Below are 12,115 nucleotides of genomic sequence, written 5' to 3' on the forward strand. Positions count from 1 at the left end.
GTTGACGAATCCGCCGTCTGCGGCGAATCAATCGAGCACACCGGGCATTTGGGCCGGACCGGGCGGTCCGTACGGGGACTATCAGTGCTTTTCGATCAGGTGGCGTCGAAATCGATCGGCGGTTTCTCGTTGCGGTCGAGCGGTTTCGGCGGTTCGGGCACCGAATAATTGGGTGGGGTCACAGAATTCGGCGTGCCGGTCTGTGAGGTCGCGGAATTGCCGGACGAACCGTTACCCGGATTCGCGCCGCCGAAGGTGCCGGTGAACAGCGAATCGTCACCGTCGAAGAGATGTTTGGTGACCATCGACCGCGGCGTCATCCCGCGCAGACCTTCGAGTGGTTTGCGCAGTTCGTTGAGCTCTTCCAGAGGTTTGCGCAGTTCGTCGAGCTCGGGTCCGAGATCGTTGCGCAGCTGGCTGGTGGCGCCGGAGGCGTAGTCGCGGACCTGACGCAGACTCTGCGCGGTCCAGCGAATCGCCCCCGGAAGCCGCTCCGGGCCGAGAATCACCAGCGCGGCGACCACCAGGATCACCATCTCGGGCCAGCCGATATTGAACATAAGACCAGGCTACTGGGGTGCTTGCGGGGCGTTCTTATCGGATTCCAGCGTCACCGGCACATCGACCTGGCGGCCGTCGCGGATCAATTGGAAATTCACCGTCTCGCCGATCTGATGGGACTGCACGGCGACGGTGAGTTCGGCCGGTTCGGTGACCTGCCGATCGCCCACCTTGACGATCACGTCGCCCTCGGCGATACCCGCCTTGGCCGCCGGGCTGTTGCCGACCACATCCGCCACCGCGGCGCCGCTCATGACGTCGTTCTCGACCTGCTTGGTCTTCGCGCTGACCCCGAGCCACGGGTGATACATCACACCGTCGCGAATCAGGGTCTGCGACACCCGCTGCACGAGATCCACCGGAATCGCGAAGCCGAGGCCGACCGATCCGCCGCTCTCGCTGCGGATGGCGGTGTTGATGCCGATCAACCGGCCCTCGCCGTCGACCAGGGCGCCGCCGGAGTTGCCGTGGTTGATCGCGGCGTCGGTCTGCACGGCGTCGAAGGCGCCCGCGGTGTCGTCGCCGGCCTCGGGGCTCTCCTGGATCGCGCGGTGCAGCGCGCTGACGATGCCGGAGGTGACGGTCTTGCTCAGGCCCAGCGGCGATCCGATGGCCAGCACATCGTCACCGACCTGCACATCGCCCGACTTCCCGAGCCGGGCGACGGTGAGGTTCTTGACGTCGACCTTCAGCACCGCGAGGTCGGTCTTGGGGTCGCGGCCGACCAGCTGGGCCGGGGCCCTGGTGCCGTCGGAGAAGGTGGCCTGGATCTTGGCGCGCCCGGATTTGTCCTGCGCCGCCATCGAGATGACGTGATTGTTGGTGACGATGTAGCCGTTGCCGTCGATGACCACGCCGGAACCGAGGGCGCCGTTGTCGCCGACGGTCTCGCGGATCGAGACGACCGACGGCAGCACCGCGTCGGCCACCTTGGCGACCTGGCTGTGCGGTTTGTCGGTATTGCTCTCCTGCTGCAGCGCGATCTTGCGCGAAGTCAGCGCTCCGGTGTTCTCGGCGGTGAACCGGCCGACGAGGCCGCCGAGCACGCCGATGATCAATGCGGCCACACCCAGGATCGCCAGGGCCTTGGGCGCGACCTTGCCGCCGAACAGCACCTCGCGGGCGCCGAGTTTGACGCCCGGCGGCAGCGGCTGTGGGGCGGGGGTGTGGATGGCGGGATCGCCGAGCCGGGCCGCGGCCGCGGGATCGCGCCACGGATCGACCGGGGCGCTCGGATCGGGCGTGTCGGCCCCGGCCTCGGGATCGCGCTGGAGGAGCTCGTCGGAACCCGCCGGCCGTCCGAAGGCCTCGGCGAGCACCGCGTCCGGCGGGCGATTGACCAATTCGGGAGCGTCGTGGCGCGGCGCGGGCGCGGCCTGGGTATGCGAAGCGAAAGATCCGGCCTGCCCCTCGGGGCGGCGGAAAGCGCGGGCGGTGTGTTTATCGATATCCGGGCGGTACACCGGGCGCGGCCCCAGCACGGGCGCGTCCGACGGCCTCAGGTTCCCCCTGGCCGCCGAATCCGATGAAGCGGACGGCGTCGATTCGGTGGTCACGTTCGCAAACTCTACTTGCGCCACCATCCCGTCCACCGCCTGCTCTCGAATCCCATTTCTCGATTCGAGGAGGAGGCGAAACGGAACGAATCCGCCCGCAGGCCGAGGAAACTCGCGCCACGCGACATATCGTCGGTGCTACTACCGGTGAGGTCGGCCAACGGAATTCGGCTCAGCGTGTCCTGCAGGTCCGTCGGCGCGGAAATCTGCATCTGTGCCGCCCGGCGCAATGCCACCCGGGCCTGCTGCTGCGCCTCGACCTCGGCGGCGCATTCGGGGCAGCGGGACAGATGTTCGGCCGCGCGCAGATAGGCGTTCATTCTCAGCTCGCCGTCGACATACGCGACGACGGCCTCATTGGCCAGGTGTTCGGTGGGGGCGAATCGACCCTCGCCGGTCATACGGATGCACACCCTTCCGACGGACTGCAGCTTCGCCGGGCACGGCCGCGGCGCTGCACCGCTGTTTACCCGACTTTCTCCTCAGCGGCGAACCGCTGCTGAGAACCATTATGCGCAAGGTATTCCCGCAACGCCTGACGGCCGCGGTGGATACGGCTGCGCACGGTACCCAACTTCACCCCGAGGGTAGCGCCGATCTCCTCGTAGGACAGACCCTCGATATCGCACAGCACGACGGCCGCGCGAAACTCCGGCGCCAGCGCGTCGAGCGCCCGCTGCAGGTCCGGATCCAGCCGGGCATCGTGATAGACCTGCTCGGGGCCGGGACCTTCGGACGGCACCCGGTCGTAGTCCTCGGGCAGCGCCTCCATCCGGATGCGGTTGCGCCGGCGAACCATGTCCAGGAACAGATTCGTGGTGATCCGGTGCAGCCAGCCCTCGAACGTGCCGGGCTGGTAGTTCTGCAACGAGCGGAAGACCCGGATGAACGTCTCCTGGGTGAGGTCCTCCGCGTCCTGCGGGTCACCCGTCAGGCGGTAGGCCAGCCGGTACACCCGGTCGGCGTGCTCGCGGACCAGTTCGTCCCAGGACGGCATCATGGTGCGGTCGCCGGTGGCGTCGAAGGCGGCGGTGCCACTCAGCGCATCGTCGTCCGCGGCATCGACCGCGACGGCTTCGGTATCGTCGAAGTCGGCGCCGTTCAGGACGTCGGCCCCGGCTTCGGTACGGGCATCGCTACGAGCGGCACCGGGCAACTCGTAGTCGGCCGAGACGCCGATCGGCAGACTCGACTCGGGCAGGGTGGCGTACTCGCGCGCCGCATCGACCTTGTGGATGGGGTGACCTCCTACTCGGGACCGTGGCAGGCGCACGACGACTGGTGGTCGTCGCGTACCGGGTACAACCGCGAACCTGAGTCCGGTGTTCCCGGGCGCCGTCCGACGGTCGGCCGGCCCTTGCTTGGTCATTACTCTGGCGGTTCCCGATGTGCCGGTGGTATGGGGAGGCTGAGGGACACCTGAGAAAAACACCGGCCGTCGTCGCGCCCCCGGACTGCCCCGCCGTTAGCCTCATATTCGTGAGCCACATCCCAGCGGCATCGGCCCTGCAGCGCAACCTCGCCTACGTGGAGGAATCCGTGGTCGAGGACGAGATCCTCATCGCGGCGCGGGAGCGGGCCACCGAACTGGGCGCCGCGCCGGTGCCGCCGTCGGTGGGAGCGCTGCTCAGCATGTACGCCCAGTTGCTCGGCGCGCGGGCGGTGGTCGAGGTCGGCACCGGCGCCGGCATCAGCGGCCTGTGGCTGCTCGACGGCATGCGCGAGGACGGCACGCTGACCACGATCGACTCCGAGCCGGAACATCAGCGCGCGGCCAAGGACGCCTTCCGCGCGGCCGATATCGCCCCCGCGCGCACCCGGCTGATCAACGGCCGTGCTCTGGACGTGCTGCCCCGGCTCGCCGACGGCGCCTACGACCTGGTGTTCATCGATGCGGCGCCGCTCGAACATCCGCAGTACGTCGAGCAGGCCGTACGTTTGCTGCGCGAGGGTGGGGCGGTGCTGATGTACAACGCGCTGCTGGGTGGGCGGGTGCCAGATCCGGCGCAGCGCGACGCCGCGACCCAGGCGGTGCGGGCGGCGACGCGGGCCGTGGCCGAGGATCCGGACCTGACCAGCGTGCTGATCCCGGTCGGCGACGGCCTGCTCTGCGCCTCGCGCGGCTGATCACCGCTCGCGATCACCCGGCGGCTCGATCCCGCCGGCCCCGAAATTAACTCGCGGGACGCTGCCGACCTGCGCATTCGATCGCCGAAATTCAGTGTGTGCCGAGTCTTGCGTGCGGATTGAACGAGTGTTTAGTATATTGAACATGTGTTTAAGGGAGCAGCCGTACCGGAAGGATCCGCCTCGGATCTGAGCACGCCCGCCCGGATCCGGGACGCGGCGATCGTCGTCTTCGGAGAAGAGGGATTCGGGGTCGGGGTGCGGGCCATCGCCAAGGCGGCGGGGGTTTCGCCCGGACTCGTCAATCACCACTTCGGTTCCAAGGACGGCCTGCGCGAGGCGTGTGACGAGCACGTACGTGCCGTCATTCGGGCCGCGAAGACGGAATACGTCCAGCAGCCCTCGCCGACTTCGACCCTGAAGGCCCTCGCCGAGATCGAGGAGTTCGCGCCCTACACCGCATATCTGATGCGCAGCTTCCAGGCCGGCGGAACGCTGATGACCTCGCTGTTCGATCAGATGCGCGCGGATGTGGAGTCCTATCTCGAGGTCGGCATCGCGGCCGGCACGTTGCGCCGGCCCAGGGACGTATCGGCGACGGCGAATTATCTGGCGGTGCAGAACGGCGGGGGATTCTTCTTCTACCTGCAGCTCTACGCCGCCCGCCACGAAGGAAAGCTCGACTTTCGACAAGCGTTGCGCGAGTACGCCGACCAGATGGTGCTGCCGGCCATCGAGGCCAACACCCACGGCCTGTTCACCGATTCCTCGGTGCTCGACTCGTTGCTCGCCGAAATGTGAACCCATATCTCACAAGGAGATTCGATGTCATCGGCAATCGAGGTCCGGAAGCTGCACAAGCATTTCGGATCGGTACGCGCCCTGGACGGCCTCGACCTCGAGGTCGCCGAGGGGGAGGTGCACGGCTTCCTCGGGCCCAACGGGGCCGGCAAGTCGACCACCATCCGCATTCTGCTCGGCATCCTGGCACGCACCTCGGGGCAGGCGCGGGTGCTCGGGCGCGACCCGTGGACCGATGCGGTCGACCTGCACCGCGATATCGCCTACGTCCCCGGCGATGTCACGCTCTGGCCGTCGCTGTCGGGCGGGGAAACGATCGATCTGCTGGGGCGGATGCGCGGCGGAATCGATACCGGGCGCCGCGCCGAGATGATCGAGCGCTTCGAACTCGATCCGCGCAAGAAGGCGCGCGCCTACTCCAAGGGCAACCGGCAGAAGGTCGCCCTCGTGTCCGCCTTCTCCTCGAACGCGCGCCTGCTGCTGCTCGACGAACCGACCTCGGGCCTGGATCCGTTGATGGAACAGGTTTTTCGCGACTGCGCGCGGGAGGCGGCCGAGCGTGGCGCCACCGTGCTGCTGTCGAGCCACATCCTCTCCGAGGTGGAGGCGCTGTGTGATCGGGTCACGATCATCCGTGCCGGCAAGACCGTGGAGAGCGGCACCCTGGCCGAGATGCGTCATCTCAGCCGCACGGCGATCACGGCCGAACTCGTCGGCGACCCGGGCGATATCGGCGCCATCGCGGGCGTCGAGGACGTCACGATCGAGGACCACACGCTGCGCTGCCAGGTCGACAGCGAACATCTCGGGGAACTGATCCGCGTGCTCGGCGACGCCGGCGTGCGCAGCCTGGTCAGTCAGCCGCCGACGCTGGAAGAGCTGTTCCTGCGCCACTATTCGCTCGACGGCGACGGGCCGGACGAAGCCCGCCGGTCGGCACACACTGCCGCGCGGGGCGGGCAGGCATTGAGCGAGGCGACGAAATGACCACCGCCACCCTCGACCGCCCGCACGGCGGTTTCACCGAATCCTTCGCTCGCGCTGCGGATTTCACCGGCACCGGCCGGCTGCTGCGGCTGTACCTGCGGCGGGACCGGATCGTCCTGCCGCTGTGGGTGCTGTTGTTCTCGGCGCCACTGGGCAGCGTCTACTTCTCCAGCGTGAAGAATCTGTACTCGTCACCGGCGGATCTGCAGAATTTCGCGCACACCATCCTGTCCAGCCCGGCGCAGCTGGCGCTGTACGGCCCGATCTACAACACCAGTCTCGGTGCGGCCGGAGCGTGGAAACCGGGAGCGTTCTACACCCTGATCGGCATCGCCACCATCCTCACCGTCATCCGGCACACCCGTGCCGAGGAGGAGACCGGACGCGAGGAGCTGCTCGCCTCGACCCGGATGGGCCGCTTCGCCGCCCTGACCGCCACCCTCCTGCTGACCTGTGCCGCCTGCGTGGCGGTCGGAATCGTCGCGACGTTGAGCATCGCCTCGTCGGGAGTGCCGTTCGACGGCTCGCTGGCCTTCGGCGCGGCGCTGGCCGCTTCGGGCATCGTCTTCGCGGCGGTGGCCGCGGTCGCCGCGCAGCTGAGCGCGAGCGCGCGACTGGCCCGCGGCATCGCCCTGGCGGTACTCGCGGTGACCTTCACCCTGCGCGCCATCGGTGACGCGCGCGCCGGAGACGGTCCTGCCGACATCCTGACCTGGTTGTCCCCGCAGGGCTGGTCGCTGCAGGTCCGTCCCTTCGCGGGAGATCGCTGGTGGGTGCTGCTGCTGCACGTGGTGACCACCGTGGTGTTGATCGCGGTCGCCTATACGCTGCTGCGGCGGCGCGACCTGGGGGCCGGACTGATCGCCGACCGGCCCGGTCCTCCGGCGGGATCGGCCCTGTTGAGCGGGCCGTTCGGGCTGGCCTGGCGGTTGCAGCGCGGCACCCTGGTGGCGTGGACGGTCGGGCTCGCGCTCTACGGTCTGATCATCGGCAGCGTGGTCCACGGCATCGGTGACGAGATCGGCTCCAGCCAGACCGTTCGCGACATCATCGCCAGGCTCGGCGGTTCGCAGGCAGTGGAGCAGGCCTTCCTGAACACCGCCTTCTCGATGGTCGGACTGGGCGCGGCGGCCTTCTCGATCTCGGCCGCGCTGCGCATGTACGCGGAGGAGAGCGACGATCGCGCCGAAACCGTGCTCACCGGCGCGGTCGGCCGAATCCGCTGGGCCGCAAGTCATCTGATCTTCGCCTTCGGCGGCCCGGTGGTGGCGCTGTTCGTCTCCGGAGTCATCGGTGGCCTGGCCTACGGGATCGCCGCATCGGATATGGGCGCCAAGTTCCCGGAGGCGCTCGGCGCGGCGATGATCCAGATTCCCGCGGTGTGGGTCTTCACCGCGATCACGGTGCTGCTGTTCGGACTGCTGCCGCGCTGGACGCCGGTGGCGTGGGGAGTGTTCACCGCGGGCGTGGCGATCTATCTGCTCGGCTCGATCTCCGGTATGCCGCAATGGGTTCTGGACCTCAACCCCTACGGTCATCTGCCGAAACTGCCGGCGGAGGGTTTCCGCGCGGTGCCGGTGATCGTGCTGCTGGTGCTCGCGGCGGTGATCACCGCGGTCGGTCTCGTGGGCTGGCGCCGACGCGATTTGCGCTGATCCGCAGGCTATTTCGCCGCCCGGTCGCTCCCGTTCCGGAGCGCCGGGCGGCCTTTCCCGTGGCCGGGATCACCCGCCAGCCGATACCATTGGCACAGTGGGTAATTCGGCGGTACCGGGAGGCGGGGAGTGTACGAGCGCGGAATCCTGATCGAGGTCGCGCCGCGCGGGTGGCTGGTCCTGGCTCTCGTCAGCCTCGGCGCGGCGGTCTTCGTGGCCCTGCTGGTGATGTTGCTGGTCAGTGACGACAAATTCGACGATCCGGCGAGATATCCCAGAGTGCCGCACGGCACCTGTGCGCCGTTCTGCTACACGCCGGAGAGTCCGGGTGTCACCGAACCGGCTCCGCCGCCGCAGTATCCGATGCCGGGCCGCTGAGGCTCCGCAGCGTCGAAGTTCGCGGGTCAGACCCAGACGCCCTTGCCGACGGTGACCACGCCGCCGTTGCTCACCGCGAACCGCTCGCGGTCGCGGTCCAGATCGACGCCGATGATCTCGCCCTCGCCGACCATCACGTTCTTGTCGAGGATCGCGCGCCGCACGACCGCGCCGCGGCCGATCCGGACTCCGGGCATCAGCACACTGCCCTCCACGGTCGCCCCGTCCTCGATGAACACGTTCGAGCTCAGCACCGAATTGCGCACCGTCGCCGCGGACAGGATGCTGCCCGCCCCCACGATCGACTCCTGGGCCAGCCCGCCCTGCGCGAATTTCGCCGGCGCCAGATTCTCCGCCGTGCCGCGGATGGGCCAGTGCTTGTTGTAGAGATTGAAGATCGGGTGCACCGAGACCAGGTCCATATGCGCCGCGTAGAAGGCGTCGATGGTGCCGACGTCGCGCCAGTAGCCGCGGTCGCGGTCGGTTGAGCCGGGAACGTCGTTGCGCGCGAAGTCGTAGACACCGGCCTGCCCCTGGGAGACCAGCGCCGGAATGATGTCGCCACCCATGTCGTGATCGGAATCGACATCGTCGGCATCGGCGCGAATCGCGTCGACCAGCACCTTGGTGGTGAAGACGTAATTGCCCATCGAGGCGAAGGTCACATTCGGATCATCGGGGGTGCCGGGCGGATGGACCGGCTTCTCCAGAAATTGCGTGATGCGGCCCGATTCGTCGGAATCGATACAGCCGAAAGCGCCCGCCTCACTGCGTGGCACCCGGATTCCGGCCACGGTCACCCCCGCACCGGAATCGATGTGGTGGGCCACCATCTGTTCGGGATCCATCCGATAGACGTGGTCGGCGCCGAACACCACGATGTAGTCGGGGTCCTCGTCGTAGATCAGATTCAGCGATTGCATGATCGCGTCGGCACTGCCGGTGTACCAGCGCGGTCCCAGCCGCTGCTGGGCCGGGACCGGAGTGATGTATTCGCCGCCGAACCCGGACAACCGCCAGGTCTGGGAGATGTGCCGGTCCAGAGAATGCGATTTGTACTGGGTCAGCACACAGATGCGCAGATAACCGGCGTTGACGAGATTGGAGAGGACGAAATCGATCAGGCGGTAGGCGCCCCCGAACGGGACCGCCGGCTTGGCGCGGTCCTTGGTGAGGGGAAAGAGTCGTTTGCCCTCACCACCGGCTAGCACTACTCCGAGTACGTGCGGCTGGCTCCTCACGGAATTCAACCTACCGTCCCAGGCCACGGCGTGTCCGATGCCGGTTCACTCCGGCGTGGCCGGGCAGGTGTGGTGAGGCGAGGGCGCACCGATTAGGTTGGACCGGTGAGTTTCGCGGATGGCGACCGCGAGCCGATATCGATTGCCGGCCCCGACCTGCTCCGGGTCGCGATGTTGACCCGCGAATATCCCCCCGAGGTGTACGGCGGGGCAGGCGTGCACGTGACCGAACTGGTCCCGCAGTTGCGCCGGCTGTGCGAGGTGACCGTGCACTGTATGGGCGCCGACCGCGCCGACGCGGTGGTGCACCAGCCCGACCCGATGCTGTATGCGGCCAATTCCGCCCTGCAGATGATGTCGGCACAGCTGCGGATGGCCGATGCCGTCGGCGCCGTCGACGTGGTCCACTCCCACACCTGGTACACCGGGCTGGGCGGGCATCTGGCGGCGAGCCTGTACGGCATCCCACATGTGCTGACCGCGCATTCGCTGGAGCCACGCCGGCCGTGGAAGGCCGAACAGCTGGGCGGCGGCTACCGGTTGTCGTCGTGGTCGGAACGGACGGCGATGGAGAATGCCGATGCGGTGATCGCGGTCAGCGAGGGTATGCGCCGCGACGTCCTCGACGCCTACCCGACCGTCGACCCCGCGCGAGTACACGTCGTGCACAACGGGATCGACACCCGGGCCTGGTTTCCGGGCGGTCCGGTGCCCGAGGCCCGCGATGTGCTCGCGGAACTGGGAGTGCGCGACGATGCGCCGATCGCGGCGTTCGTCGGCCGCATCACCCGGCAGAAGGGAGTCGCTCACCTGCTCGCCGCGGCCCGCGACATCGATCCCGGGATTCAGCTGGTGCTCTGCGCCGGCGCCCCGGATACCCCGCAGTTGGAGGCCGAGGCGGCCAGGGCGGTGCGCGAACTCGCCGCGACGCGCGGCGGGGTGTTCTGGGTCCGCGATATGTTGCCGACCGAACAGGTGCGCCAGATCCTTTCGGCCGCAAGCGTTTTCATCTGCCCCTCCGTGTACGAGCCGCTCGGGATCGTGAATCTGGAGGCGATGGCCTGCGGCACCGCGGTGGTCGCCTCGGATGTCGGCGGAATTCCGGAGGTGGTCGCCGACGGGCAGACCGGGCGGCTGGCCCATTACGACCCGCAGGCGCCCCGCGACTTCGAACGAGACCTCGCCGACCTGGTCAACGACCTCGCCGGTGACGCCGAGACCGCGGCGCGATTCGGGGCGGCCGGGCGGGCGCGCGCGACGGCCGAATTCAGCTGGGCGAAGGTCGCCGCCCGCACCACCGATCTCTACGACCGCATCCGCAAGGGCTGACGGCCGGGCAGGCACCGGTCGGCGGGCCGCAGTGCCCACGACGTGACGGTCAGCAGGGTCATGGCGCTCAGCACCGCGACTTCCGCGCGGGCGTAGCCGGTGATCAGATGCGACGCGATGGCACCCGTGTAGACGAAAAACGTTCCGGCATAAGCCCATTCCTTGCACAGCGGGAGCCGGGGAGCGGCCAGCACGATCGCGGCCGGGAGCTTCCACGCGCCGAGCAACACCAGGAAATAGCGCGGATATCCGAGATGAGTGACCACATCGGTCACGAACGGGATGCGGGCGAGATCCCAGACGCCACCCACCCCGGCCTCGGCGACGATGGCGACGGTCGCGACCCGATAGCCGACGGTGCGGTAACGGCCGACGGGCGCCGGTTCGCGGCGGAAGAAGCGTCCCGTGGGGCGGGTCGACGTGGCCGTACGGACCGGCTGAGAGCGGGAAAGACTGCGCATGGCTGCCTCCTGGCTGATTATGGTGAGTTGTCGCACTTGATATGGCCGCACTTGATATGGCGTAGCGCGTGGCGAGGATGTGACCGGCGTGAGCGAGCGCGAACAGGCCCTGCAACGGCTGCACGACCAGCGGCCGCGACTGCGGGCGCTCGCACACCACATCCTCGGCTCGGCGGTCGATGCGGAGGACGCCGTTCAGGAGACCTGGCTGCGCGTGCATCGCAGCCCGCCCCGCGCGGTCGGCAATATCGATGCCTGGCTCACCACGGCCGTGGCGCACACCTGCCTGGATCTGTTGCGCGCCAGGCGGTCTCGGCCGGAGTATCCGAGCGGTGCCCGGCTGCCGGATCCGCTGCTCGTCGCCGATCACCGCTCGGGACCGGAAGAGCAAGCGCTGCTGACGGATTCGGTGAGCCTGGCGATGCAGAGGGTGCTGTCACAGCTGGACCCGGCCGAACGTGTCGCCTTCGTCCTGCACGACATCTTCGCGGTGCCGTTCGATCCCATCGCCGCCCTGTTGGACCGAACCCCCGCCGCCGCACGGCAATCGGCGAGCCGCGCGCGGCGTCGGCTGCGCGCCGCGCCGATACCCGAAGGGGGCCTCGGGGACCAGCGCGCGGTGGTGGACGCGTTCTTCGCGGCCGCTCGTGGTGGCGACTTCGAGGCTCTGGTGGCGCAGTTGGCCCCGGAGATCGTGCTGCGCGCCGACGCCGGTGCGGGAGGCGGCTGGGAGATCCACGGCCCGCACGAGACGGCCGGTCGTGCACTGCTGTTCGCGCGGCCCTCCTCGGACGTACGGCCGGTGCTGGTGAACGGCGCCGCCGGCGCGGTGATCAGGTTCGACGGAAAGCCTGGGGTGCTGATCGCCTTCACGGTGACCGGCGGTCGTATCGCGGAGATCTACGTCTATGCCGACCGGGAGCGGGTGGCGGCTTTCTTCCGGTGAGGGCATGTGGGTCGCCGATGGGCCGCTGTGTCCGGAACTCAGCTCGTCCCGCGTTCACACCGGGGCGCTGACC

General features: G+C 68.5%; 13 protein-coding genes. 7 read left to right on the forward strand and 6 right to left on the reverse strand.

The annotated features are described in order from the left end of the window. Positions 1 to 95: 95 nt before the first annotated feature. From tatB to sigE, 4 genes are all read right to left on the reverse strand, one after another. Positions 96 to 560: a Sec-independent protein translocase protein TatB gene (gene tatB, locus AC5592_RS21285; RefSeq protein ID WP_036504795.1), complete on the reverse strand. Its 465-nt coding sequence runs from the start codon at positions 558 to 560 to the stop codon at positions 96 to 98. 9 nt (positions 561 to 569) lie between these two features. Next, complete coding sequence (locus tag AC5592_RS21290) at positions 570 to 2,144, reverse strand: S1C family serine protease (protein ID WP_051024939.1); 1,575 nt, start codon at positions 2,142 to 2,144, stop codon at positions 570 to 572. Further along, the gene (locus AC5592_RS21295; RefSeq protein WP_036504793.1) at positions 2,129 to 2,518 is read right to left on the reverse strand and encodes an anti-sigma factor; all 390 of its coding nucleotides are present in this window, start codon (positions 2,516 to 2,518) and stop codon (positions 2,129 to 2,131) included. The genes AC5592_RS21290 and AC5592_RS21295 overlap by 16 nt, the downstream gene beginning before the upstream one ends. Before the next feature lie 65 nt (positions 2,519 to 2,583). Further along, entirely contained in the window at positions 2,584 to 3,222 is a 639-nt protein-coding gene (gene sigE / locus AC5592_RS21300; protein ID WP_036504827.1) for an RNA polymerase sigma factor SigE, read from the reverse strand. A gap of 383 nt (positions 3,223 to 3,605) precedes the next feature. On the opposite strand from sigE, the gene AC5592_RS21305 reads away from it, so the two are divergent. The 5 genes from AC5592_RS21305 (at position 3,606) to AC5592_RS21325 (ending at position 8,065) form a co-directional block, all read left to right on the forward strand. Then, positions 3,606 to 4,244 carry an O-methyltransferase gene (locus AC5592_RS21305; protein ID WP_086006960.1) on the forward strand — a complete coding sequence of 213 codons (639 nt, stop codon included), beginning with the start codon at positions 3,606 to 3,608 and terminating at the stop codon, positions 4,242 to 4,244. Between the two features lie 147 nt (positions 4,245 to 4,391). After that, the gene (locus tag AC5592_RS21310) at positions 4,392 to 5,045 is read left to right on the forward strand and encodes a TetR/AcrR family transcriptional regulator (protein WP_036504791.1); all 654 of its coding nucleotides are present in this window, start codon (positions 4,392 to 4,394) and stop codon (positions 5,043 to 5,045) included. A 24-nt stretch (positions 5,046 to 5,069) separates the two neighbouring features. After that, positions 5,070 to 6,032 carry an ABC transporter ATP-binding protein gene (locus AC5592_RS21315; RefSeq protein WP_063065229.1) on the forward strand — a complete coding sequence of 321 codons (963 nt, stop codon included), beginning with the start codon at positions 5,070 to 5,072 and terminating at the stop codon, positions 6,030 to 6,032. Further along, a complete protein-coding gene (locus tag AC5592_RS21320) occupies positions 6,029 to 7,687 on the forward strand; it encodes an ABC transporter permease (protein ID WP_084506974.1) in 1,659 nt (552 codons plus the stop codon). Before AC5592_RS21315 ends, AC5592_RS21320 begins: the two co-directional genes overlap by 4 nt. 129 nt (positions 7,688 to 7,816) lie before the next feature. Continuing rightward, a complete protein-coding gene (locus tag AC5592_RS21325; RefSeq protein WP_036504790.1) occupies positions 7,817 to 8,065 on the forward strand; it encodes a hypothetical protein in 249 nt (82 codons plus the stop codon). Between the two features lie 26 nt (positions 8,066 to 8,091). On the opposite strand, the gene glgC is transcribed toward AC5592_RS21325, so the two are convergent. Next, on the reverse strand, positions 8,092 to 9,306 hold the full coding sequence (glgC, locus tag AC5592_RS21330; RefSeq protein ID WP_036504821.1) for a glucose-1-phosphate adenylyltransferase: 1,215 nt from the start codon (positions 9,304 to 9,306) through the stop codon (positions 8,092 to 8,094). A 171-nt stretch (positions 9,307 to 9,477) separates the two neighbouring features. Between glgC and glgA the strand changes: the two genes are divergently transcribed. Further along, positions 9,478 to 10,635, forward strand: a complete 1,158-nt coding sequence (glgA, locus tag AC5592_RS21335; protein ID WP_063065255.1) for a glycogen synthase — start codon at positions 9,478 to 9,480, stop codon at positions 10,633 to 10,635. Here glgA and AC5592_RS21340 read toward each other — a convergent pair. Beyond that, a complete protein-coding gene (locus AC5592_RS21340) occupies positions 10,611 to 11,096 on the reverse strand; it encodes a DoxX family protein (protein WP_084506976.1) in 486 nt (161 codons plus the stop codon). The genes glgA and AC5592_RS21340 overlap by 25 nt on opposite strands. Positions 11,097 to 11,184: 88 nt before the next feature. On the opposite strand from AC5592_RS21340, the gene AC5592_RS21345 reads away from it, so the two are divergent. Continuing rightward, positions 11,185 to 12,042 (forward strand): sigma-70 family RNA polymerase sigma factor, encoded by an 858-nt coding sequence (locus tag AC5592_RS21345; RefSeq protein ID WP_063065257.1) that lies wholly within the window; start codon positions 11,185 to 11,187, stop codon positions 12,040 to 12,042. Positions 12,043 to 12,115: the final 73 nt, after the last annotated feature.

This window comes from Nocardia violaceofusca NBRC 14427, from assembly GCF_963869435.1.
GTDB lineage: Bacteria > Actinomycetota > Actinomycetes > Mycobacteriales > Mycobacteriaceae > Nocardia > Nocardia aobensis.